General features: G+C 60.4%; 23 protein-coding genes and 1 pseudogene. 20 read left to right on the forward strand and 4 right to left on the reverse strand.

Features of this window, described 5'->3' with window-relative positions:
- Nucleotides 1–113: 113 nt before the first annotated feature.
- Nucleotides 114–1,544 (forward strand): zinc metalloprotease, encoded by a 1,431-nt coding sequence (locus HMPREF3153_RS12255; protein WP_246817132.1) that lies wholly within the window; start codon nt 114–116, stop codon nt 1,542–1,544.
- A gap of 438 nt (nt 1,545–1,982) precedes the next feature.
- On the opposite strand, the gene HMPREF3153_RS00125 is transcribed toward HMPREF3153_RS12255, so the two are convergent.
- Complete coding sequence (locus tag HMPREF3153_RS00125; RefSeq protein WP_049146962.1) at nt 1,983–2,813, reverse strand: dienelactone hydrolase family protein; 831 nt, start codon at nt 2,811–2,813, stop codon at nt 1,983–1,985.
- Nucleotides 2,814–3,129: 316 nt separating this feature from the next.
- Here HMPREF3153_RS00125 and glmS point away from each other — a divergent pair, with 316 nt between their 5' ends.
- From glmS to HMPREF3153_RS12915, 13 genes are all read left to right on the forward strand, one after another.
- Nucleotides 3,130–5,001, forward strand: coding sequence for a glutamine--fructose-6-phosphate transaminase (isomerizing) (gene glmS, locus HMPREF3153_RS00130; protein WP_049160852.1), 1,872 nt, complete (start codon nt 3,130–3,132; stop codon nt 4,999–5,001).
- Between the two features lie 129 nt (nt 5,002–5,130).
- Nucleotides 5,131–6,222 carry an alanine racemase gene (alr, locus tag HMPREF3153_RS00135; protein WP_049160849.1) on the forward strand — a complete coding sequence of 364 codons (1,092 nt, stop codon included), beginning with the start codon at nt 5,131–5,133 and terminating at the stop codon, nt 6,220–6,222.
- Nucleotides 6,219–6,683: a tRNA (adenosine(37)-N6)-threonylcarbamoyltransferase complex ATPase subunit type 1 TsaE gene (gene tsaE / locus HMPREF3153_RS00140; protein WP_005527859.1), complete on the forward strand. Its 465-nt coding sequence runs from the start codon at nt 6,219–6,221 to the stop codon at nt 6,681–6,683. Before alr ends, tsaE begins: the two co-directional genes overlap by 4 nt.
- Nucleotides 6,684–8,276: an aspartate:alanine exchanger family transporter gene (locus tag HMPREF3153_RS00145; RefSeq protein WP_070419702.1), complete on the forward strand. Its 1,593-nt coding sequence runs from the start codon at nt 6,684–6,686 to the stop codon at nt 8,274–8,276. It begins immediately after the preceding gene.
- Between the two features lie 106 nt (nt 8,277–8,382).
- Complete coding sequence (locus HMPREF3153_RS00150) at nt 8,383–8,850, forward strand: hypothetical protein (RefSeq protein ID WP_005527863.1); 468 nt, start codon at nt 8,383–8,385, stop codon at nt 8,848–8,850.
- Nucleotides 8,850–9,518: a tRNA (adenosine(37)-N6)-threonylcarbamoyltransferase complex dimerization subunit type 1 TsaB gene (tsaB, locus tag HMPREF3153_RS00155; protein WP_049192365.1), complete on the forward strand. Its 669-nt coding sequence runs from the start codon at nt 8,850–8,852 to the stop codon at nt 9,516–9,518. Before HMPREF3153_RS00150 ends, tsaB begins: the two co-directional genes overlap by 1 nt.
- Nucleotides 9,515–9,991 (forward strand): ribosomal protein S18-alanine N-acetyltransferase, encoded by a 477-nt coding sequence (gene rimI, locus HMPREF3153_RS00160; protein ID WP_049160842.1) that lies wholly within the window; start codon nt 9,515–9,517, stop codon nt 9,989–9,991. Before tsaB ends, rimI begins: the two co-directional genes overlap by 4 nt.
- On the forward strand, nt 9,988–11,043 hold the full coding sequence (gene tsaD / locus HMPREF3153_RS00165) for a tRNA (adenosine(37)-N6)-threonylcarbamoyltransferase complex transferase subunit TsaD (RefSeq protein ID WP_049192363.1): 1,056 nt from the start codon (nt 9,988–9,990) through the stop codon (nt 11,041–11,043). Before rimI ends, tsaD begins: the two co-directional genes overlap by 4 nt.
- Nucleotides 11,044–11,148: 105 nt before the next feature.
- Nucleotides 11,149–11,577, forward strand: coding sequence for a hypothetical protein (locus HMPREF3153_RS00170; RefSeq protein ID WP_005527869.1), 429 nt, complete (start codon nt 11,149–11,151; stop codon nt 11,575–11,577).
- Nucleotides 11,578–11,826: 249 nt separating this feature from the next.
- Complete coding sequence (gene groES / locus HMPREF3153_RS00175; protein WP_180298343.1) at nt 11,827–12,129, forward strand: co-chaperone GroES; 303 nt, start codon at nt 11,827–11,829, stop codon at nt 12,127–12,129.
- A gap of 22 nt (nt 12,130–12,151) precedes the next feature.
- The gene (gene groL / locus HMPREF3153_RS00180) at nt 12,152–13,768 is read left to right on the forward strand and encodes a chaperonin GroEL (protein WP_005527873.1); all 1,617 of its coding nucleotides are present in this window, start codon (nt 12,152–12,154) and stop codon (nt 13,766–13,768) included.
- Between the two features lie 92 nt (nt 13,769–13,860).
- On the forward strand, nt 13,861–14,055 hold the full coding sequence (locus HMPREF3153_RS12910) for a hypothetical protein (protein ID WP_246817127.1): 195 nt from the start codon (nt 13,861–13,863) through the stop codon (nt 14,053–14,055).
- 388 nt (nt 14,056–14,443) lie between these two features.
- Entirely contained in the window at nt 14,444–14,845 is a 402-nt protein-coding gene (locus HMPREF3153_RS12915) for a hypothetical protein (protein WP_070419704.1), read from the forward strand.
- 38 nt (nt 14,846–14,883) lie between these two features.
- Here HMPREF3153_RS12915 and HMPREF3153_RS12265 read toward each other — a convergent pair whose 3' ends face one another.
- Nucleotides 14,884–15,183 carry a WhiB family transcriptional regulator gene (locus tag HMPREF3153_RS12265; RefSeq protein WP_034656535.1) on the reverse strand — a complete coding sequence of 100 codons (300 nt, stop codon included), beginning with the start codon at nt 15,181–15,183 and terminating at the stop codon, nt 14,884–14,886.
- A gap of 367 nt (nt 15,184–15,550) precedes the next feature.
- Here HMPREF3153_RS12265 and HMPREF3153_RS00200 point away from each other — a divergent pair, with 367 nt between their 5' ends.
- Nucleotides 15,551–16,114 (forward strand): sigma-70 family RNA polymerase sigma factor, encoded by a 564-nt coding sequence (locus tag HMPREF3153_RS00200; RefSeq protein ID WP_005527881.1) that lies wholly within the window; start codon nt 15,551–15,553, stop codon nt 16,112–16,114.
- A 48-nt stretch (nt 16,115–16,162) separates the two neighbouring features.
- Entirely contained in the window at nt 16,163–16,954 is a 792-nt protein-coding gene (locus tag HMPREF3153_RS00205; protein WP_070419705.1) for a hypothetical protein, read from the forward strand.
- Nucleotides 16,955–17,013: 59 nt separating this feature from the next.
- On the opposite strand, the gene HMPREF3153_RS00210 is transcribed toward HMPREF3153_RS00205, so the two are convergent.
- A complete protein-coding gene (locus HMPREF3153_RS00210; protein ID WP_046646764.1) occupies nt 17,014–17,385 on the reverse strand; it encodes a DUF5319 domain-containing protein in 372 nt (123 codons plus the stop codon).
- A 161-nt stretch (nt 17,386–17,546) separates the two neighbouring features.
- Between HMPREF3153_RS00210 and guaB the strand changes: the two genes are divergently transcribed.
- On the forward strand, nt 17,547–19,067 hold the full coding sequence (gene guaB, locus HMPREF3153_RS00215) for an IMP dehydrogenase (RefSeq protein WP_070419706.1): 1,521 nt from the start codon (nt 17,547–17,549) through the stop codon (nt 19,065–19,067).
- Nucleotides 19,068–19,091: 24 nt separating this feature from the next.
- Complete coding sequence (locus HMPREF3153_RS00220; protein WP_070419707.1) at nt 19,092–20,228, forward strand: GuaB3 family IMP dehydrogenase-related protein; 1,137 nt, start codon at nt 19,092–19,094, stop codon at nt 20,226–20,228.
- Here HMPREF3153_RS00220 and HMPREF3153_RS00225 read toward each other — a convergent pair.
- Nucleotides 20,225–21,130 carry an EamA family transporter gene (locus HMPREF3153_RS00225; protein ID WP_246817128.1) on the reverse strand — a complete coding sequence of 302 codons (906 nt, stop codon included), beginning with the start codon at nt 21,128–21,130 and terminating at the stop codon, nt 20,225–20,227. The two genes, HMPREF3153_RS00220 and HMPREF3153_RS00225, sit on opposite strands and share 4 nt — an antisense overlap.
- 74 nt (nt 21,131–21,204) lie before the next feature.
- Here HMPREF3153_RS00225 and HMPREF3153_RS00230 point away from each other — a divergent pair.
- Nucleotides 21,205–22,119: pseudogene (locus HMPREF3153_RS00230) on the forward strand (LysR family transcriptional regulator).
- A 72-nt stretch (nt 22,120–22,191) separates the two neighbouring features.
- Nucleotides 22,192–23,766 carry a glutamine-hydrolyzing GMP synthase gene (gene guaA, locus HMPREF3153_RS00235; RefSeq protein ID WP_046646758.1) on the forward strand — a complete coding sequence of 525 codons (1,575 nt, stop codon included), beginning with the start codon at nt 22,192–22,194 and terminating at the stop codon, nt 23,764–23,766.
- Nucleotides 23,767–23,989: the final 223 nt, after the last annotated feature.

Raw genomic sequence — 23,989 nt, forward strand, 5'->3', positions numbered from 1 at the left:
GCACGGCTACCAAGTCTTTGTTAGGGGACTATTCGCAGGCGGTGTCGCAGTTTCAAGCGGCAAGCCAAGGCTCATATGGTGGTCCGAGCACTCCGCTTGACCTACTTGGGAGCATGATTGGTTCTGTTGACGGAATCAAGCCTCAAGAACTGGTGCAGGGCACTATCGCGGCGATGGGCGGTAAACGCCCAGCACGTGGCGGGGGAGGGCTGAAGGGTTTCCTTGTAGGGGTAGTGCTGAGCATTGCCGGCGACGCTTTGCTGGAACACCTCGGCGGTGTGCAGGAGGACTTCGAAAAAGAACGGGACGAGGCGGATGAGCTGACTGATAAAGCACAACAATGCTCTAACGCTATTGAAGAAATCGTCGATGTCTCTGACACAGCTTTGACGGAACTCATTTCTGCAGTTGTGCCATTGCTCAACATCTTGACCATGATCGCGGCAAAGCATCCGCTAGGGCGTTTCATTGTTCCCATTATCTCGACCATTGGCGCTGACCTTATCGAGCGCACGAATGACACAATCGTCAATACATGCCGTGACCGGGACTCCGCAATTGAACAGTGCTACGACAAATTCGAGGAGAGCTGCACAAAGGTTTGTGAACGCCAGCTACCCGAAACCGCACCAGATCCAGCTCGCAAGTGCCCGCAGCCAGCGGCAGAGACACCTTGTCAGCCCAGTTCACCAGGCGGGGTGACCCCAACGGCGCCTGCGCAAAAAACTGAACCACTGACAGCAGGGGGCGCTGATCCAGTCGTCGAGAAGCAAGCGTGTGAGACGAAGCCAAGCAACGCACCCAAGGAGGAGTCGCACCCAGAGCCGAATCCAAAACCCAAACCTGAGCCAAAACCTGAACCAAAACCTGAACCAAAACCTGAACCAAGACCTGAAGCAAGCCCAGAACCACGGCCTGAGCCGTGTCCCAAACCGGAGCCCAAGACTCAGCCAGCACAGGTGCCGTGTCCGGAAGAACCAGAACCAAGACCTGAATCAAAACCAGACCCAGAGCCGTGCCCGCAGCCAGAAGAACAAAAACCTGTGGAGAATGAAGAAACACCCACGGATGACTGCGAGCACGATTGCAATGACGAGGCTCCCGTTGCCGAATGCGTGCCAGAGCAAGCATGCTGTGGTTGCTTGGGTGCGATCGGGGTTGGAGTAGCCATCATTGGGGTTGGGCTTTTAATAGCGGCGGCAGCAGAATGCCTTGAGAATATGCCGGAACCTGAGGTGCCGGCTCCCGAACCGCCCCCAGCACCAGAGCCGCCAGCACCAGCACCTGAGCCATGCCCAGAACCAACTAATGACGGCGTGATTCCACCACCACCGGAGCTAGCGGAAGTAAAGGAACCGCCGCCACCGCCGGAAAAGGTGGCACACATGCAGGCCGCTACGGCGCCTGAACCAGTAGCTGTACCGCAGGAATCTGCTGCTCCAGCGCCAGCTCCGGCCCCTAGCCCGGCTCCTGCTCCGGAACCGGCGCCCACACCGCAACCAGAAGAAAAGACAGTTCACGCACGGAAGGCAGGGCAGTGGTAATGGCACCAGTAAATGATGAGTTTGCAGAGTTTGCGCGGGGGTTTAGGGAGCGCACCGCAGCCCGGCTGCTTGAGTTTGAAAAGGCGATGGCGAAGGCACAGGATGAGCTCGAGAAGTCAGCTGAGAAAGCTACTGCAAGAGCACACATGGCTAAACAATCGCCGCAGTCGCAGACTGAGCGGCGACATCTGGGGCAAGGTCAGGTGGCCCAAAATCCGGCAGCGCAACGTTATATAGGAACATCCGGCCAGGTTAGTTCCTCTAGCAGGAGGGGCAACAGGCAAGTGAAGTCGGTGTTGCGGAGAGGAAATTAGTGCATCACATTGCCCGGTGCTGGCCACAATGCACAATGCCAGCCCGTGTTTAGCGGACTGGCATTGTGTTAGCTAGGTACCGGCGTGGTGTCTGTGGCATTTCAGTGGCCGTTTAGCTGTCCTTTTAGCCGCGGTGGATGCCTGCCTTTTGGGCTAGCTCTTCGCCGAAGTAGCTCGTAACGCCCTTGGCGGTGGCGTCAGCTTCAGCGAAGTCGTCGTACTTAGACTCGCCGGCCAGAGTGGAAAGCAGGAAACCGGTTACTAATGCCCGTGCCGTTTCGGTCGCTCCAGCCTGGAACACGCCCGAGCCGATGGCTAGCTTGACCAAGCGATCCTCAGTGAAACCAGCCTGTGTTCCCTTGGCGAGCTCGCGGTAGGCGACCTTGCCGCCCCAGTTGTTTGCCAGCTCGGCCGGGTTACCCGCGCGGAACAAATCCTCGCGCTCAGAGCCCAAGATCAGTGCTGGGGCGGTAATCGAGCGGGCTGCCGCGTAGGAAGAAGGCGCAGTATCCGCTGGATAAATCGCAGCAACGGCGCGAATCTTTGGGTTATCAACTGCAGTCAAGGCAGCGACGCCGCCACCCATGCCGTGGCCTACTACGCCAAGCTTGGACGGAGAAACCGCAATCTTGCCGGTTCCCAGCTTTACGCCTGCAGCAATTTGTAGCGAAGACTCCAAATCTGCCGCCAAGTTGCGGTGATTTGGCACTAGGCCGGTTTCCGTATCTGGAGCGACTACAACGATTCCCCAGCTTGCCAAGTGACGCAGCGTGGCGTGGTAGTTCTTGACCTTCTTGGTCCAATCATGGGCGAATGCCACAGCAGGCAGGCCTTTTCCCTCAGCCGGGGTATAAACCTTGCCGTTAATACCGGCGTAAGAAAGGTCGCCGACGAGAACGCGGTGCGGGCCGCGCTTGGACAGAGTTCCTAGATGCTTCTTTAGATTCGCAGACACGCATTCCAGAATAGAGGAAGAACGCCTTCGGGCGGGGGATAAGCGCCGCGAAAGGCCGCGTGGGGCTTGTGTAGCGTTGCGAAAAAGGGGGCGTCGTCAAGCGCAAAGCATGCAAAGAATGTGTGAATCTTGTCATTGGCAAACTTCAACCAATAGAAGCAAACAAAACGGAATGTTTCTAAACGCGCAGGTTAGTCCCAGTCCGAATTGTCTTAAAGGACGATCTAGCTGGGGCTTTTCTTCTGCTTTTAGGGGGTTTATTACATGCAGATTGAGAAGATAACGGCGCGGTTCTTATGGGGTAGGATTTAAGCCTATGTGTGGAATTGTTGGATATGTAGGTCACTGCGCTGATGACCGTGAATACTACGCCATGGACGTCGTGCTTGAGGGCCTTCGCCGCCTTGAATACCGCGGTTATGACTCCGCTGGTGTCGCGATGTACGCCGATGGTGAAATCGGTTGGCGCAAGAAGGCAGGCAAGGTTGCGGCGCTCGACGCCGAAATCGCAGCTCGTCCGTTGGCGGACTCTGTCTTGGGCATTGGTCATACTCGTTGGGCAACCCACGGTGGCCCTACGGACCTGAACGCTCACCCGCACGTCGTTGATGGTGGCAAGCTGGCAGTCGTGCACAACGGCATCATTGAGAACTTCGCTGAGCTGAAGACTGAGCTGGCTGCTAAGGGCTACAACTTTGTTTCTGAGACGGATACTGAGGTTGCAGCAACGCTTCTGGGAGACATTTTCCACAACGAAGCTGGCCAGGACCTTACCAAGGCAATGCAGCTGACCGGCCAGCGCCTCGAGGGCGCGTTCACTCTGTTGGCTATTCACGCCGAGCAGGCCGACCGCATCGTGGCTGCCCGCCGCGACTCGCCGTTGGTTATCGGTCTGGGCGAGGGCGAGAACTTCTTGGGCTCTGACGTCTCCGGCTTCATTGACTACACCAAGTCCGCAGTGGAGATGGAAAACGACCAGGTTGTCACCATCACCGCTGACGAGGTTGTCATCACCGATTACGCAGGCAACCCGGCACAGGGCAAGCCATTCGAGATCCTGTGGGACGCTGCTGCTGCAGAAAAGGGCGGCTTCAACTCCTTCATGGAGAAGGAAATCCACGACCAGCCAGCTGCCGTGCGTGACACTCTTTTGGGCCGTTTCGACGAGCAGGGCAAGCTGACTTTGGACGAAGTCCGCATCGATGAATCAATTTTGAAGTCCATCGACAAGATCATCGTCATCGCCTGCGGTACTGCGGCTTACGCTGGCCACGTTGCACGCTACGCCATCGAGCACTGGTGCCGTATCCCAACCGAGGTCGAGCTCGCACACGAGTTCCGCTACCGCGATCCGATTGTGAACGAGAAGACGCTCGTCGTCGCTCTGTCCCAGTCCGGTGAGACCATGGATACCTTGATGGCGGTGCGTCACGCACGCCAGCAAGGTGCCAAGGTCATTGCTATTTGTAACACCCAGGGTTCCTCCATCCCGCGTGAAGCAGATGCTGCGCTCTACACCCACGCTGGTCCGGAAATCGCAGTGGCTTCCACCAAGGCCTTCCTAGCGCAGATCACCGCCACCTACCTGCTCGGTCTCTACCTTGCACAGCTGCGCGGCAACATGTTCGCCGACGAGGTCAACGCTGTTCTGCAGGAACTGCGTGACATGCCGGACAAAGTGCAGAAGGTCATCGACAATGAGAAGCAGGTCTACGACCTTGCCTTCTCGATGCAGGGTTCTGACTCCGTCCTCTTCCTGGGCCGCCACGTTGGCTTCCCAGTAGCGCTCGAGGGCGCGCTCAAGCTCAAGGAGATTGCTTACCTGCACGCTGAGGGCTTTGCCGCAGGCGAGCTCAAGCACGGCCCAATTGCGCTGATCGAGGAGGGGCAGCCGGTCTTCGTCATCGTGCCGTCTCCGCGCGGGCGTGACTCCCTACACGCCAAGGTCGTCTCCAACATTCAGGAGATCCGCGCCCGCGGTGCCATCACCATCGTTATCGCTGAGGAGGGCGACGAGGCAGTGGAGGCATACGCTAACCACGTCATCCGCATTCCGCAGTCTCCGACGCTGATGCAGCCGTTGCTGGCTACGGTCCCGCTGCAGATCTTTGCTTGTGGCGTGGCCACCGCCAAGGGCTACGACGTCGATCAACCGCGTAACCTGGCTAAGTCCGTCACCGTCGAGTAGACGACTAGCGCTACTTTTTAAGGCCGGGATTCCACCGTTGTACGTGGAATCCCGGCCTTAATTATTGACGGGTCCACATTTTCAGGAGTCGGAGGCGATTGCGCTTGGGCCCGGTGGCACAATAGACCCATGCTTCGAACCAGAATCGACCTTGATGCCATCGCTCACAATGTCTCTTTGTTGAAGGAGAAGGTGGCGCCCGCGCAGCTCATGTGCGTGGTGAAAGCTGACGCTTATGGGCATGGCGTCAAGGAAGTAGCGCCCGTCATGGCGGCGGCAGGCGCGGATGCTTTTGGCGTCGCCACCCTTGATGAAGCCGTCGAGCTGCGCCGCAGCGGCATCGATCAGCCCATCGCGGCTTGGATTTGGGATTCTACGGACGAGGTAGCGGAAGCACTGGCTTGCCGCATCCACATCGGCGTGCCCTCGCTCACCCACGCGCGCTGCCTAGTGGAGACGGAAGTCGCCGCGAAGGTGTACATCAAGGTGGAGACGGGCCTGCATCGCTCCGGCGTCGACGAGTCTGATTGGGACGAGGTCTTCGCGCTGCTTCGCGATGCCCCGCAAATCGAGGTCTTGGGCCTCATGTCCCACTTTGCTTGTGCCGACGAGCCCGATAATCCTTTCAATGATGAGCAGGAAGCGACTTTCCGCCGCGCAATTGAGCGCGCACGCGCTGCTGGCCTTGAGTGTCCTATCAACCACTTGGCCAATTCCCCGGCTGTGCTGGACCGTCCCTCTGCTTACTTCGAGCTCGTGCGCCCAGGCCTTGCGTGTTACGGGCTTGAGCCTATTCCCGGGCGCGACCATGGGTTGAAGCCTGCGATGACATGGGCGGCGTCGATTGTGAATGTAAAACCCATCGAGGCTGGGGAGGCGACCAGCTATGGCCAAACCTGGCATGCAGAAAAGCGTGGGTTCTTGGCCACGGTTCCGTGTGGTTACGCGGATGGACTGCCGCGCGATTTCCAGGGCAAGTTGCGCGTGGGTATCGGCGGCAAGCTCTACCCGCAGGCGGGTCGCGTGTGCATGGATCAGATTGTGGTGGACCTTGGCGATAACGAGTATGGCGTGCAACAGGGCGATGAAGCCATTATTTTCGGGGTGGGCGGCATGAGCGCAACTGCGCTTGCCGACGCCGCCGGAACCATCAACTACGAAGTGATCTGCCGTCCGACCGGACGTTCCGTTCGGAAATATGAAGGGGAAATTCGGAAATGATCGGTGATTTTTCCCACTCGGGAACCCGCGAAATTGCCACCGCTGACGCAGCCCGCGAGTTCGGAAAAGAGCTCGGTGCAGTGTTGGAAGCTGGAGATTTGGTGATTCTTGACGGTCCTCTGGGCGCGGGAAAAACCACCCTTACGCAGGGAATTGCCGAGGGGATGCAGGTCAAAGGCAGGGTAACCTCACCCACCTTTGTGATCGCCCGTGAACATCGCTCCTTGGTGGGCGGACCGTCCTTGGTGCATGTTGATGCTTACCGGCTATTGGATCATTCGGAAGATCCTCTTGGTGAGCTCGACGCCCTAGACTTAGATACCGAGCTCGAAGACGCTGTAGTCGTTGCCGAATGGGGCGGCGGATTCATGGACCAGCTGTCGGAGGCTTATCTCTTCATCAACATCAACCGCGAACGTGATGATGACACTCGAGTCATCACTTGGAATTGGGTGAACTAAATGCTGACCTTCCTTGCTGAACAACCTCTCCTGACACTTTTTCTCATCATGGCGGTAGGTTTGGCTGTCGGCAAGGTAAGCGCCTGGGGCGTCTCCTTGGGCGCCGCTGCCGCGATGTTCGTGGCTCTGGGTCTTTCCACGGCGAATCCGGACATCGCAATTCCGCCCTTTGTGTATCAGTTCGGCCTGGCGCTCTTCGTGTACGTCATCGGCCTGAACTTTGGCCAGTCTTTCTTCCGCGACTTCCTGTCCCGCGGTTGGAAGTTATCTCTGCTCATCGTCATAATGTTGCTGATCTTGGCAGGCGTCACGATTGGCTTCTTGCATGCATTCGACCTAAATCCGGCTATCGCGGTCGGTACCCTCGCAGGATCTATCTCCTCGACGCCGGGTATGGCCGCGGCCGTCGAAGCTTTGGGCGGCGATTCCACGCCTGTGGTCGGCTACTCGCTGACTTACCCGGGCTGCGTCATCGGCACCATCATCGTTGCTGCCATCGGGGCGAAACTGCTGAAGGTTAACCACATCGACGACGCCAAAGCCGAAGGCATGATCGCCGCGCCCCTCGAATGGAAGGGCGTGCGTTTGGGCCGCGACTTTGCGGGAACAATCGACGATCTTTCCGCCATCACTGGTGAACGCATCATCGCAACCCGCCACATCAACAACCCGCACGACCACAACTTGGCCTACCCGGAGCTGCCGCTGCGCAAAGGCATGGAGATTATCGTCAACGGCACTGAGGAGGCAATCGACAAGGCCATCGCCGTACTCGGCGAAGAGATCTACGTGAACCTGCACGAGGAAGATGGTCTGGTCTACCGCCGCGTCACCGTCTCCAATCCCGAGGTCGCCGGCCGCACTATTGATGAGCTCAACACCGAGGACAAGGGTTTCATCATCGCCCGCGTGCGCAAAGGCGACTCCGACGTGGTCCCTGCGCCCGAGATGGTGCTTAACTATTCCGACCGCGTCCGCGTCATCACCGCGCCAGGCCGCCTTGACGACGTCCGCCGCTACCTCGGCGACTCTGAGTCCAAGCTCGGCAACGTAGACCTCCTGCCGTTTGCCCTCGGTCTCTTCCTCGGCCTCGCCCTCGGCGCTATTCCAATCCCGCTGCCGGGCGGCACCACTTTGAGCCTTGGCTTCGGCGGTGGCCCCATTGTTATGGGCCTTATCCTCGGCGCCGTCGGACGTTCCGGCCCTATCAACTGGCAACTGCCTTTCCACGCGAAGCAGACTCTGTCCACATTGGGACTCACGCTCTTCCTGGCCGGTGTCGGTACCTCGGCTGGCGGTAGCTTCCGCGCCGCGCTTTCCGATCCTTCCTCCCTCATCTACATCGGCGTCGGCCTAGCGCTGACTCTCATTTCGGCACTCGGCCTGGCTGCGGGCAGCATGCTCCTGTTCAAGCTGAAATTTGACGAGGCCATGGGCGTCGTCGCCGGCATGACCACAAACCCGGCCATCATGGCCTACCTTAACCCGCAAACCGGCACCCAACTCGCGGAAAGGGGATACGCCACGGTCTATCCCACATCGATGATCGGCAAGATTCTGGTCTGCCAGGTGCTCGCGCTGCTGCTGGTCTAGGAGCAAAGACGCACGGTGCGGCGGCTACCGGATGGCTAACCTTCCAGGCGCTTCTTGTAGGATTAGCGGGGTCAACTACCCGTGACGTGCAAGGAGCGCTTTCATTATGACCAAATTCGGTCAATTCATCACCACTTTCCTCATCGGCCTGTTCATCATCGCCTTGGGCGCCATGATTGCACTGTCCAACATGCGTGAGCAGCCGCCAGTGGAGCGCACCCTGGAAAGTGCAATTTCGTCTCTCGACAAAACCAACCTCAGCGTCAGCGCCGTTGTTCCAAGCGAGGTCCTGGGCCACAAGTGGCAGGGCATGACCACTATCTGCGCTGACACCACGAAGTCCGAAATCAAGGAAATCTACGGCATCAATGCAGAAGATTTGGGCATCACCGAAGACGTGGACAAGAACACCAATTACTTCGTAGCTATTGGCGGCCCAAACAAGTTCTATGCAGAAAAGCTCAACCGCGAGAAGATTAACCTGTGCCCAACGGGCCAGCCGCTGCAGCCTGCTTCGACTCAGAGCATTCTCCCGTTCGTCAAGGAAGGCGAGACCTGGAAGCTGGCCGCCTAATGCGCGTCCTCGCCATTGATACCGCCACCACTGATCTCGTGACCGGCGTGGTGGATACCGAAACCGGTGCAGTCACTGAGCGCATCCTGACCGACACCCGCGCGCACAACGAGCAGCTCATCCCCACGGTTGAGGAGCTGCTGCAGACCACGTCGCTGACTTACACGGACCTTGACGCCATCGTGGTCGGTTGCGGTCCGGGGCCGTTCACCGGCTTGCGCGTGGGCATGGCCACCGCATCTGCGCTTGGCGACGCCCTTTCCATTCCGGTCCACGGAGTCTGCACACATGATGCCATCGCGGCGTCGGCAGCAGCACAGGGCCGCACCCTCGTGGCCACCGATGCCCGCCGCAAGGAAATCTATTGGGCAACCTATGAGGATGGGCAGCGCGTGGAGGGGCCGGACGTCGTCAAGCCTGCGGAGATTCAGGTCGCCGTGGACGCCGTAATCATCCCGGATAACCTCGTGGCAAAGCTTCCCGAAGAGCTGCAGAACCTGCCGCACACCGCGGCGAACCCACGCCCGGCGGGCCTGGTGGCTGTAGCCAACCTGGATGCCGCTCCGGAGCCGCTGACCCCGCTCTACCTGCGCCGGCCTGACGCGGTTCCGCCGAAGCCGAAGCCACGCTCCGCCGCGCTTCCCGACGTCACCGGGCTCAACCTGTGAAACTCCGCGAACTCACCGCAGTAGACGCGCCCCGCTGCGCAGAGCTAGAAATCGTGCTCTTTCCGGGCGAAAGCCCGTGGCCAGCGGCGGCGTTCGTGCAGGAAGTTGCCCAGCCGCACACGTTTTATCTCGGCGTAGAGGACGAGGAGACCCACACGCTCGTGGGCTATGCCGGAATCGGAATGATGGGGCCCGCGGCGGACCCGGAATTCGAGATTCACACCATCGGCGTCGACCCTGCCGCGCAACGCCGCGGGGTAGGGCGAATGATGATGGACAACATCGTCTACATCGCAGATCTGAAGAACGCGCCGGTCTTCCTTGAAGTTCGCGTGGGAAACGACCCAGCAATTGGTCTGTACGAAGCCTACGGTTTCATCAAAACCGGCATCCGCCGCAATTACTATCAACCTTCTGGCGCAGACGCGCACACCATGTTTCGGCCGCGCTCAAGTGAAAGGACCGCGAAGTGAAAATCCTAGGAATCGAGTCTTCCTGCGACGAGACCGGGGTGGGCATCATCGAGCTTTCCGCAGATGGGCATATGGAAATCCTCGCCGATGCCGTGGCTTCCTCGATGGAACAGCACGCACGTTTCGGTGGCGTGGTGCCCGAGATTGCTTCGCGTGCGCACCTCGAGGCGATGCCGCAGGTGATGCGCGCAGCCTTGGACGAGGCGGGAATTTCTAAGCCGGACGCCGTCGCCGCGACGGTAGGGCCGGGGCTTGCGGGCGCGCTGCTCGTGGGCGCTTCCGCGGCGAAGGCCTATGCTGCGGCGTGGGGCGTGCCTTTCTACGGCGTGAACCACTTGGGCGGTCACGTGGCGGTGGCGAACTTGGAAGGGGAGGAGTTGCCGCATGCGGTGGCCTTGCTGGTCTCCGGCGGGCATACTCAGCTGCTCGAGGTGCAGGCAGTGGGCAAGCCGATGAAGGAGCTGGGCTCCACGCTTGACGACGCCGCCGGCGAGGCCTACGACAAAGTCTCCCGTCTGCTGGGACTGGGCTACCCGGGTGGCCCGGTGATTGACAAGCTGGCGGCGCAGGGTGAGGCCACTATCGACTTCCCGCGCGGTTTGTCGCGTGCGGAGGATTTGCGCGGCGAGCACCGCCATGACTTCTCCTTCTCAGGGCTGAAGACGGCCGTGGCGCGTTACGTGGAAAAGGCGGAGAAGGAAGGCCGCGTGGTCTCCATCGAGGACGTGTGCGCCTCCTTCCAAGAGGCCGTGGTGGACGTGCTGACGGCCAAGGCCATCCGGGCGTGCCAGGACACCGGCGCGAAGGTGTTGCTGCTGGGCGGCGGTGTGGCTGCGAACTCGCGGTTGCGTGCGCTTGCGGCCAAGCGCTGCGAGTCGGCGGGCATTGAGTTGCGGGTGCCGCGTTTCAAGCTGTGCACGGACAACGGCGTGATGATTGCGGCTGTGGCGGCGCAGCTGATTCACGAGGGCGCCGAGCCTTCCGGCTTGGCGTGCGGTACGGATACTCAGCTTGAGGTGGAAGTTCCGTTGGTCGAAGCGGCTGCGCGCTAACGTTCACCTAAAGTTTGCCTTCCTCCGGATGCGGGGTGGTGAAACCGGCGGTAATCTGCAGATCCGATACTGCCCACTTGGCTTTAAAAGGAGCTCTCATCCGCCATGACCACCGGTTTTCTTGTCAACCCTGATCTGACCCGCCGCAAGATCGAGTTCGAGCTTGAGCATGCCAACCAGTTCCTCGGTGGTGCTACCGAGGATCGCGTTTCCGTAGTCTTCCAGGACGACGGTTCCACCTACGCAGCACTCTTTAACCCACAGGCCAAGGCGGAGGGCGCGGAACCGAACCCGGTTGCCTCCCTGGCTCGCAATGCAGCCGACACCGGCAACTCTGCATTCCTGCAGGACCCAATCCGTGCGATTTCCGGCCCGGTCATCTTCGTCGAGGCGGATGGCGAGTCCGACAACTTTGATGCCGTCATCGACGCCGTCGAGAACGGCATCCGCGCGGTGCGCAACTACCGTGAGGATTTCCCGGAGGAGTACAACCTGTGGCGCGCAGCGGTAATTAATTCCGACAAGTCGGTCTAAGTTCCGCACTCCGCATTCCGAATCTGCCCCGCTTAGGCGGGGCTTTTCGTATATTCGCTAAGGGCGAACGGCGCGCGTCCGGTGTTTGTTGAGGGCTAGCAGTCGCGAGGGTAGAGTGCTAGGAAGGTTGTTTGACCCACAGTTGTTCACCCGCGACGACGGCTGTGCTGGACATCCACAACCGGCACATACAACTAACTTCCCGCTCCGCCACGAACCGTGGGGCAGGCAAAGATTTCATACGGAGGAATCATCATGGCAAACATCAAGCCGCTGGAGGACAAGGTCCTCGTTCAGATCGTCGAGGCTGAGACCACCACCGCTTCTGGTCTTGTTATCCCAGACTCTGCAAAGGAAAAGCCGCAGGAGGCTACCGTCGTAGCCGTAGGCCCGGGCCGTTGGAATGAGGACGGAGACGAGCGCATCGCCCTTGACGTTAAGGAAGGCGACACCGTTATCTTCTCTAAGTACGGCGGCACTGAGCTGAAGTACGACGGCCAGGAGTACCTCCTGCTGTCCGCACGCGACCTGCTCGCTGTCATCGAAAAGTAACCGAGAAGTAGGCGAAAACCCTATGGCAAAACTCATTGCATTCGACCAGGAAGCGCGCGAGGGCATCCAGCGCGGCGTCGACACGCTTGCCGACGCCGTCAAGGTCACTCTCGGCCCACGCGGCCGCAACGTCGTGCTCTCCAAGGCCTTTGGTGGCCCGACCGTCACCAATGACGGCGTCACCATCGCCCGCGATATCGACGTAGAGGATCCTTTCGAGAACCTCGGCGCGCAGCTGGTGAAGTCCGTGGCCGTCAAGACCAACGACATCGCCGGTGACGGCACCACCACCGCAACCTTGCTCGCTCAGGCACTCATCTTCGAGGGCCTGCGCAACGTTGCCGCTGGTGCCAACCCAATTGAGCTGAACCGCGGTATCGCCGCGGCGGCGGAAAAAACCGTCGAAGAGCTGATGAAGCGTGCAACGCCGGTGAACTCGGCGTCGGAAATCGCGCAGGTGGCAACCGTTTCCTCCCGTGACCCAGAGGTCGGCGAGATGGTCGCCGGCGCCATGGACAAGGTGGGCAAGGACGGCGTTGTAACCGTCGAGGAGTCCCAGTCCATCGAGTCCTCCGTGGACGTTACTGAGGGCATCTCCTTCGACAAGGGCTACCTTTCCCCGTACTTCGCTACGGAAGAAGAGACCTACAATGCAGTGCTTGACGACGCCGCCATCCTTCTCGTGCGCAACAAGATCTCCTCTTTGCCGGACTTCCTGCCGCTGCTGGAGAAGATTGCTGAGTCCTCCCGCCCGACCCTCATCATCGCTGAGGACGTTGAAGGCGAGCCGCTGCAGGCGCTCGTTGTTAACTCCATCCGCAAGGTGCTCAAGGTTGCCGCAGTGAAGGCCCCGTACTTCGGCGAGCGCCGCAAGGGCTTCATGGATGACCTGGCTGTTGTCACCGGCGCCACCGTTGTGGACCCGGAGGTAGGCATCAACTTGAACGAGGTTGGCCTCGAGGTGCTGGGCTCTGCGCGCCGCGTGACCGTGTCCAAGGAAGACACCGTCATCGTCGACGGTGCTGGCTCCGCTGAGGCAGTGCAGGAGCGTCGCGAGCAGCTGCGCCGCGAAATTGAGCGCACCGATTCCACCTGGGACCGTGAGAAGCTCGAGGAGCGCCTGGCTAAGCTGTCCGGCGGCGTGGCCGTCATCCGCGTCGGCGCTGCTACCGAGACCGAGGTCAACGAGCGCAAGCTGCGCGTCGAGGATGCCATCAACGCTGCCCGCGCGGCCGTCGATGAGGGCGTCATCGCAGGCGGCGGTTCCGCACTCGTGCAGATCTCCAAGGAACTGGAAAAGTTTGCCGAGGAGTTCGAGGGCGAGGCCAAGACCGGTGTGCTCTCCGTATCCCGCGCGCTGACCCGCCCGGCTTACTGGATTGCGCAGAACGCTGGCCTGGACGGTTCCGTCATCGTTGACCACGTTTCCGCACTCGAGAACGGCCACGGCTTCAACGCCGCTACCCTGGAGTACGGCAACCTGCTGGAGCAGGGCATCATCGACCCAGTTAAGGTCACCCACTCCGCAGTGGTTAACGCCACCTCTGTTGCCCGCATGGTTCTGACCACCGAGGCATCTGTCGTGGAAAAGCCAGCTGAGGAAGAAGCTCCCGCTGCTTCCCACGGCCATCACCACTAATTTTTAGCCGCGAATCACCCCGGGTCTCTCACGTGGAGGCCCGGGGTTTCGTCTTAGGATGGGCTAGGTGCACAACCAAGAATTCATCCGCGTTGTCGGCGCGCGATAATAATCTCAAAGAGATAAGCGTCGACATCACTAAGCAGAAACTCACCGTCTTCACCGGCGTTTCTGGTTCCGGCAAGTCCTCTCTCGTATTCGGAACCATCGCCGCAGAGTCCCAGCGGCTTACTCATTCAACGTTCCCTCCGCAGCTGGCCAGGGTGCCATCGAAGTTAACGGTGTGAAGGAAGTCCGCCGCTTTGAGCGCACTGGCGGCATCTGCCCCACCTGCGAAGGAATCGGCCGCGCGTCGCAGATAGACCTCACTCAGGTCGTGGACGAGTCTCTGAGCATCAACGACGGCGCCATCCTTTACCCAGGCATGAAGATCGATTCCTGGCTATGGAAAGCATATGCAGAATCTGGCCTTCATCCTGCGGATAAGCCGGTGCGTGATTTCACCGACGAACAGAAGCATGCCCTGTACTACTTGAGCGATGTCAAGACCAAAATCAACGGCATCAATATGAGCTACCAAGGCCTCATTGTGCGCTTGCAGTCCTCCGTCCTCTCCAAGGACAAAGACAGCCTGCAGAAACACATGAAGGGGTCGACGTCGACATCCCGATCAGCGTGCTCAGTGCCATCACCGGCGTTGCAGGCTCGGGCAAGTCTTCGCTGCTGGCGTGTCTGCCGGAGGACGTCGCAAAGCGCATGCTCTTCATGGACCAAACCCCCATCAAGGGCTCGCGCCGCTCTAACCCGGCGACGTATACGGGAGCGCTGGATGCCATCCGCAAGGCCTTCGCCAAAGCCAATTCCACCCCGGATAATACGGTGAAGCCCGCGCTGTTTTCCGCCAACTCGGAGGGTGCGTGCCCGAACTGCAATGGCACCGGCGTGATCTACGTGGAGTTCGGCTTCATGGGCTGCGTCGACGTGCCCTGCGAGGTGTGCGAGGGCCGCCGCTTAATACGCTTTCCGGCGGAGAGCGTCAGCGTCTCAAGCTCGCCGCGCGAATTCGTTGCGCAATAAGAGTCCTTAACCAGCAGATACTTGGCTGAATGCGTGGCTTAGGCGGTGACGGTGGCGCGCGATTGGCGAGTGCGCAGCGCGACAACGCGCTCAGACTCGCTCATGCCGCCCCACACGCCATAAGGCTCAGCGGAACGAAGGGCGTGCTCGCGGCACAGCTCGAGAACTGGGCACGAGTTGCAGATGGCTTTCGCGCGGTTTTCACGCTGGGCGCGAGCCCTTCCGCGTTCCCCGTCTGGGTGATAAAACACGTCCGAATTCTCTCCGCGGCATGCGCCCTGAAGCTGCCAATCCCAAAAATCCGCATTGGGGCCGGGAAGCGAATGAGGTTGAGACACGTTCAAAACTCCTTTGTGGGGTGGCATCCAAAGCGCTTGAATACGGTGCGCACTTGCATGGATAAGACGATTAAGAAGTCTTGACCGTAGTGGTAAACGGTTGGTTACCGGTTCCTTTCCAGCATATGGACTTGCGAAAACGATCCGAGATTTTACCCCTTTGACCTGTGTGAACCAGCAAGATTAACGGTTTATGAACTTTTGGCGCGCCGGGGAATGAAGCGAAAACATCCACCCAAAAGGGCTAATTTGGTTTAGGTTAGTGGGGAGCTTTACCCTCGCGGTTCGGGCAAATTAGCGTGCTTATGCCAAAATTGCAGCCATTGGCCGTGTGTCAGAACGCGGAAACTACCACCAAGGATGAACAGTGAGCGATACCGATAAAGAGCTAGCGGACCTCGTTCCGCTTGCAATTGACGGAAATCGTCGCGCACTCCAAAGCATCATGCGGATCATTCACCCCCAGGTGCTGCGTTACTGCCGTGCTCGCATCGGAGGTGGCCGCCAACCCACGCCCGAGGACGTTACCCAAGAAATTTGCCTCGCCGTAGCCACGTCCATCGGCTCGTACGAGGACAAAGGACGGCCGTTTATGGCTTATGTCTACGGCATCGCATTCAACAAAGTCACGGATGCACACCGGGCAATGGGGCGCGATCAGTCTAACCCCACCGAAGAGGTGCCGGAAGGCGCTACCAAAGAGGCAAATCCAGAGGAAACAGCGCTGGTAGCAGACGGTAGTAACAGAGTGCGTGAGTTGCTCGATACATTAAGTGACAAAGCTCGAAACATTATTATTTTGCGTGTGTTCGTGGGCCTGTCGGCAGAAGAAACCGCAGAGATCGTGGGTTCTACTCCCGGCGCTGTTCGCGTCGCACAACATCGGGCATTGTCGCAATTGCGTAAGGCTATCGGCGGTCCCGCCGCATAGTACAAGCGTTTCTCTATTACATATATCTCATTCAAGGAAGGGGGCATCATGGCAAAGAAGGAAGAGCCTACTCACAGCGTTGCTGAGCAGCTACAGCCCTTGGTCGATGATGACGCATTCCTGACCAGCCTTTCTCAAGGACAGGACCCTTCCGCTGGTGAAGATGAGCTGGCTGCTCTCTTCCTCGAGCTGCGTGAGGACGTCGAGCGGCAGATGCCGCCCGCCCCTATCATCGAGGGCGCCGAGCTGGAGCCGGAGGTAATCTCGTTGGCTGCGGCCCGCAAGCGTCGTCGTTCGCGTCCTCTCGTCAATGGTCTTATTGGTGCTGCGGCGGCCACGTTGGTCATTGCTGGTGCTGGTACGGCCGTGTATAACGCAGGCCCGGCTTCGCCCCTATACGGAGTCAATCAGTCGCTGTTCGGCACTGACGACGCCTCCGTGGTCGAGCTTGCAACTACCCTCGAGGAAATGGAACGTCGCTCCGCTGAGGGAGATTTGAACGGTACCCGCGAACTGCTGGAAGCAGCACGCCGCATTATGGATAACGCTCGCTCCTCCAAGGAAAGCGCAGACGACAAACCAGCTCCTGCCCCCGCTCCGCGTACTACCGTGACCTCGACTGAGACCGTTGAGAAGGATGCTCCGGCAACCAACCCAGCGCCAGCCCCGGTAACGGTGACCGAATATCAGACCTTGACCTCGACAGTCGTTGTGACGAGCTCCGCGCCGCAGAACCCCCTGCAGCCCACCGAGGGCCAGACGGAACCGAGTGAAGATAACGGCGAAGGTACAGATAAAGGCAACGGCAATAACCTAGCGCCGGTGCAAACCCAGCGGTAAGGAAAATCCCTAGCTTCCGAAAAGGAGCTAGGGATTTTTTGGTGGCGTAGCCAAGCGCATTAGCGGCCGTCGAGGCCGTCCATGTAACCCAGGGCGTAGTCCCATGGGACGTAGCGGGTGGGGTCGGGCTCAGCGCCCGGCTCGTGGACCGGGGCGAGCTCGCCGGCGAGGGTGGCGCGCATGTTTGCAGCCATGATGTCCCACTCGTAGAAGTGGTTCTCCTCGCAGTCTTCGCAGAGGAAGAAGATGCCATCGATTCCCCGCGGGCCCAGCACCCGGGCAAATTCTTGGACCAAGGTGAGGTCGTGGATGATAGCCAGACGCTCGTCCTCGGAAAGCGGCATGACCTGCTCGTCCTCCTCCAGGAAGGAAGCCGGGTCGTTGGGATCGTCAGCGAATGGGTCGCGTGGCATATTGGCGAAGAAGTTCACCTTTGCGAGCCTATTAAGTCGCACCCCCTTTAGGCAATTTATTCGCCAGAATTCATTAGGCGCAGGTACTCGGACGCCCGGCTACCATTTCGCGCGCTTAAAGCACTAAGGTTGTGGTTACCGCGAAACCCCTCTTGGCCTTTAAGGAGTGTCCTTAACTCATGAGCGATTACCACGTTCGTACTGGTGGCGACGACCCAAACAAGGTAGCCCTCTACGGCTTGACCTTCGACGACGTTTTGCTTTTGCCGGCAGAATCCAACATCGTTCCGTCCGAGGTGGACACGTCGGCGCAGTTCACCCGCAACATCCGTCTTGGTGTGCCACTGGCTTCCGCTGCTATGGATACCGTTACCGAGGCCCGTATGGCTATCGCCATGGCCCGTCAGGGCGGTATTGGCGTCCTGCACCGCAACCTGTCCACTGAGGACCAGGCCACCCAGGTTGAGATCGTTAAGCGCTCCGAGTCCGGCATGGTTACTGACCCAGTTACCGCAACCCCGGACATGACCATCCAGGAAGTAGACGAGCTGTGCGCTCGTTTCCGTATTTCTGGCCTGCCGGTTGTAGACGCTAACGGCACCCTGGTGGGTATTTGCACCAACCGCGACATGCGCTTCGAGCCGGACTTCGGCCGCAAGGTTTCCGAGATTATGACCCCGATGCCGCTGGTCGTGGCAAAGGAAGGCGTGGCCAAGGAAGAGGCGCTCGCGCTGCTGTCTTCCAACAAGGTGGAGAAGCTGCCTATCGTCGACGATGACAACAAGCTCGTCGGTCTCATCACCGTCAAGGACTTCGTAAAGACCGAGCAGTTCCCGAACTCTTCCAAGGATTCCTCCGGACGACTGCTGGTGGCAGCGGGTATCGGTACGGGTGAGGAATCCTATGCTCGTGCAGGCGCGCTTGTCGACGCCGGCGTTGACGTTCTCGTCGTCGACTCCGCTCACGCGCACAACAACCGCGTGCTGGAGATGGTTTCCCGTGTACAGAAGGACTTCGGCTCCAAGGTCGATGTCGTGGGCGGCAACCTCGCTACCCGCGAGGCGGCGAAGGCCATGATTGAGGCCGGCGCGGACGCTATCAAGGTCGGCATTGGCCCAGGCTCCATCTGCACCACCCGCGTCGTCGCAGGCGTTGGCGCTCCGCAGATCACCGCCATCATGGAAGCTGCGGCAGTGGCTGGTCCGGCTGGCGTGCCGGTCATTGGCGATGGCGGCATGCAGTACTCTGGCGACGTCGCCAAGGCGTTGGCCGCTGGTGCCGACACCGTCATGCTGGGCTCCATGTTCGCAGGCACCACCGAGGCACCTGGCGATATCGTCGTGGTCCAGGGCAAGCAGTACAAGCGCTACCGCGGCATGGGCTCCATGGGCGCTATGCAGGGCCGCGGCCTGACCGGCGAGAAGCGCTCCTACTCCAAGGACCGCTACTTCCAGGCCGACGTTAAGAGCGAGGACAAGCTGGTTCCGGAGGGCGTCGAGGGTCGCGTTCCTTTCCGCGGTGACATCGATGCCATCGTGCACCAGCTCATCGGCGGCCTGCGCGCTTCCATGGGCTACACCGGTTCAGCCACCCTCGAGGAGCTGAAGACCAAGCGCTTCGTCCAGATCACCGCGGCGGGCCTGAAGGAATCTCACCCGCACCACCTGCAGCAGATCATCGAAGCTCCGAACTACCGCTAAACGAATCTTTCGAGGAAAGAGCACATGCGCGATTACGTTGAAATCGGTATCGGCCGTGAGGCACGCCGTACCTACGATCTTGATCAGATCTCCTTGGTCCCTACCCGCCGTACCCGCTCGTCGAAGGACGTCGACACCACCTGGAACATCGACGCTTATACCTTCGACATCCCGTTGGTATCGCACCCCACTGACGCTTTGGCCACGCCGGAGTTCGTCATCGAGATGGGCAAGCAGGGTGGCTTGGGCGTCATCAACGCGGAGGGTCTGTGGGGCCGTCACGCGGACCTAGAGGCAGCCTTGGCGAAGGTCACCGAGAATCCTTTTGACCTTTCCACGCTGCAGGAGCTGCATGCAGCGCCGCTGAATGAGGAGCTGTTGGCAGAGCGCATCGCACAGGTGCGTGACTCCGGCGTGACCGTGGCGGTGCGTGTGTCGCCGCAGCGTGCCCGCGAGCTGGCGCCGGTGGTCATTAAGGCCGGCGCGGAGATTCTGTTTATTCAGGGCACGTTGATTTCTGCGGAGCACGTGCAGCAGGGCGGTGAGCCGCTGAACTTGAAGGAGTTCATTGGTTCCATCGATACGCCGGTTATCGCTGGTGGCGTGGCGGATTACACCACTGCGTTGCACCTGATGCGTGCTGGCGCTGCCGGCATCATCGTGGGCTCTGGCGTTAACACCAACGCGGAGACTGTGGGCATTGATGTGCCGATGGCAACCACCATTGCCGACGTCGCTGCCGCTCGCCGCGACTACCTCGACGAGACCGGCGGCCGCTACGTGCACGTGCTTGCCGACGGCGACATCTTCACCTCCGCAGACATCGCCAAGGCGATCGCGTGCGGTGCTGATTCTGTGGTCTTGGGTCCGGTTTTGGCCCGCGCTGCAGAGGCAGGCGGAAAGGGCTACTACTGGCCTTCGACCGCAGGGCACCCACGCTTCCCGCGCGGCGTTATCGAGGCTGCGGACATGGACCTCATCGCGGCAGGATACGCGCCGTTGTCGGAGCCGGAGCAGGTTTCGCTCGAGGTCATCTTGCACGGCCCGTCTAATGAGCCGCACGGCCAGCTGAACCTGGTCGGTGGACTCCAGCGTGCGATGGCCAAGTGCGGCTACACGGACTTGAAGTCATTCCAGAAGGTTGGTCTGGCAGTACGCTAACCGACCTTTGCCCGACTGCGGCGGTGTGCCTTCCATGGCACCCGTCGCAGTTTCGGTTTTGTGCCGCGGTCAGGCACCATCGTCTGTAGTACCGAGGCCATGATAACCAGCGCGATGGCCAGCAGCTTCAACGGACTGAGGTTCTGCGACAGCAGCAGCCAGCCGAAGAAAGCGGCAAACACCGGCTCGAGTGCCACGAGGATGGAAAAGACGTTGGGGTTGAGGTTTCGCAAAGCTGTGATTTCCAGGGAGTAGGGGATGAGCGAGGCGAGCAGACCCGTGCCGAAAGCAAGCAGCAGCAGATGGGAATCAGAGACGAGCACCACGGCGCCTTGGCCGCCCATCGGCAGCAGGGCGATGCCGCCGATTGCTAGCGCGACCGCTAGGCCGTCCTGGCCGGAAAACAGGCTTCCTGCTTTCTTCGAGGCCAAGATATAGGCAACCCAACAAGCACCGGCGACCAGCACGAGCCCGACGCCGATGGGGTCAAGCGGCTCGCCGGTCAGCGAATCCCAGCCCAGCAGGCCGAGGCCGAAGACGGCGAGGGCGACGCAGACGGCGTCGCGAAGCGAACGCGATAAAAACGCCGCCAGTAGCAGTGGGCCGATGAACTCGATGGTCACCGCTGGGCCGATAGGGATGCGCGCGATGGCCGCGTAGAAGAAGCCGTTCATCATGCCCAGCGAGAGACCGAGCGCAGCTGCGGTGAGCCACTGCTCGCGGCCCCAGGTGCGCACCTTTGGCCGGCTGATGAGTAGCAGGACGGCCGCCGCCATCAGCAGGCGCAGGGCAGCGGTGCCCCAGGTGCCGCCGTCGTCGAAAAGCTGCACTGCGAGCGCCGCACCGAGCTGCAGGGAGATGCAGGATCCGATGACGCACAAGATAGCGAGAGGATTTGTCATGCCCATATTGTGCGGCAGAGGCAAACTGTTAGTCTATCTACACTTTTTGACATGTACCTGTAAGGAAAACTGCAATGTTGGATTTGCATCGCCTCCGCGTGCTTTTTGAGCTGCAACGCCTCGGAACCGTAACCGCAGTGGCGGAAGCTTTGCAGTACACCCACTCCGCTATCTCGCAGCAACTCGCGCAGTGCGAACGTGACGTCGGGGTAAAGCTCTACGAGAAGGTCGGGCGGCGTATCCGGCTTACCGAGCAAGGTGAGATTTTGGCCGAATACGCAGGGTGAATGCTTGCACTTTCCGACGAAGCGGAGTCCCGTGTCCTCGCGTCGACCTCACTCGTGCGCGGAACTATCCGAGTGACGAGTTTCCAGACTGTGATGTCGTCTATCATTCCCGCAGCGCTCACGGTGCTCGCGCGCACGCACCCGGACCTGCAGGTGGAGATCAAGCAACGCGATGTGGAGACGGCGTCGGAACTGCTGCGCACCCGCGAGGTGGACCTCATTCTCGGTGAGGAGTACGACGCCGACATCCCCGCCACCGACGAATACGTCCACCGCGAGCTGCTCGCCGAGGACCCGCTGCACCTCATCACGCCGCAGGAAGGTCCTTGGTCAGAGCTGACTTTTTCCGAATTAGAGGGCGTGCCATTTGCTATCGACCCGGCGCACCTGTCGATGGGGCGGTTTACCCACCAGATGTGCCTGCGCCACGGCTTTAGCCCCAACGTGGTCTTTGAGACCCCAGACCCGTTCCTGCAAGGCCACCTCGTGCACACCGGCCACGCAGTGGCGATCGTGCCGCGGCTGTTCCTGCCAAATCTCGGCAGCGTCCGCGTGCTGGACCTACCTGGAAATAGCACCCGCACGCTATACACAGCAGTCCGCTCCGGCCGCGAATCCCACCCCGGTCTGGCAGCATTCCGCGCCGCTTTAGCCACGGCAACGCAGCACGCGCTCGTCCGCGCGCCAGAGCCCGAAGTGTAGCGGCCACCGCTTCCCACAACGAACTGGGGTACCCCGTATTTAAAGACGGTTCAATGGGCTAGACTGTAGCGCGTGACTAACCCAACCACTACTCCGCGTCCAGTCCTCGTTGTGGACTTTGGCGCTCAGTACGCGCAGCTCATCGCACGTCGCGTCCGTGAGGCCAACATCTACTCCGAGGTTGTTCCTAACTCTGCCACCGTGGAAGAAATCAAGGCCAAGAATCCGGTCGCTCTGATTCTTTCCGGCGGTCCGTCTTCTGTCTATGAGGATGGCGCTCCTTCTCTGAAACCCGAGCTGCTTGAACTGGGCATCCCGGTCTTTGGCATCTGCTACGGCTTCCAGGCTATGACCCAGGCGCTCGGCGGTACCGTGGCGTCGACTGGCTCCCGTGAATACGGCCGCACCGACGTCAACGTTTCCGGCGGCGTCCTGCATCAGGGCCTCGAGGCTACACACAAGGTGTGGATGTCCCACGGCGACTCTGTCTCCAAGGCTCCGGAAGGCTTCGAGGTCACTGCCTCCTCGGCGGGTGCGCCGGTGGCGGCTTTCGAGTGCGTCGCCAAGCGCATGGCGGGCGTGCAGTACCACCCTGAGGTTCTGCACTCTCCGCACGGCCAGGAAGTGCTCACCCGCTTCCTCACCGAGGTTGCAGGCCTCGAGCAGAACTGGACCGCAGACAACATTGCGGAGCAGCTCATCGCTGATATCCAGAAGCAGGTTGGTCCTGAAGGTCGCGCTATTTGCGGTCTGTCCGGCGGTGTGGATTCTGCTGTGGCTGCCGCGCTCGTGCAGCGTGCCATCGGCGACCGTCTGACCTGTGTCTTCGTGGACCACGGCCTGCTGCGCGCGGGCGAGCGTGAGCAGGTGGAGAAGGACTTCGTGGCGTCGACAGGCGCAAAGCTCGTCACCGCAGACGAACGCGAGGCGTTCCTTGCCAAGCTCGCCGGCGTTACCGAGCCGGAGGCCAAGCGTAAGGCAATCGGTGCGGAGTTCATCCGTTCCTTCGAGCGTGCTGTTGCAGGAGTGCTTAACGACGCCCCCGCAGGTTCCTCCGTTGACTTCCTCGTCCAGGGCACGCTGTACCCGGACGTCGTGGAGTCCGGCGGCGGTGACGGTACGGCGAACATCAAGTCCCACCACAACGTGGGCGGCTTGCCTGACGACGTCGAGTTTGAGCTTGTCGAGCCGCTGCGTCTGCTGTTCAAGGACGAGGTGCGCGCCGTGGGCCGTGAGCTGGGCTTGCCCGAGGAAATCGTGGCGCGCCAGCCGTTCCCGGGCCCGGGCCTGGGCATCCGCATTATCGGCGAGGTTACTGAAGAACGTTTGGAGACCTTGCGCGCGGCAGACCTCATCGCGCGTACCGAGCTGACTGCCGCTGGCCTGGACGGCGAGATCTGGCAGTGCCCAGTGGTACTGCTTGCCGACGTCCGCTCCGTCGGCGTTCAAGGCGACGGCCGCACCTACGGCCACCCAATCGTGCTGCGCCCGGTATCTTCTGAGGATGCCATGACCGCAGACTGGACCCGCCTGCCGTACGATGTGTTGGAGAAGATCTCCACCCGTATCACCAACGAGGTCAAGGACGTCAACCGCGTGGTCTTGGATTGCACCTCCAAGCCACCGGGAACCATCGAGTGGGAATAATCCCGCCCGCCCCGCAGCGTCTCGCCGAACTCCGGCGGGGCGCTGCGCGCGTTTTAGACTGCTGCCATGGCCGAATTCAACGGTTTCGTCGACGAAGGCACGAGCGCCTCGACTCACGGCGGCGTTGTCTGGCACCAGATGCGACTGTCTTTTTAGAAAGCGGCATGCCGAATGACCCGCCTTTCGGGGCGGGGTTTCGTTTGTGGGGGTTAGTCCACGGTGC

The sequence above is a fragment of the Corynebacterium sp. HMSC06C06 genome (assembly GCF_001807295.1).
GTDB classification, from domain to species: domain Bacteria; phylum Actinomycetota; class Actinomycetes; order Mycobacteriales; family Mycobacteriaceae; genus Corynebacterium; species Corynebacterium striatum.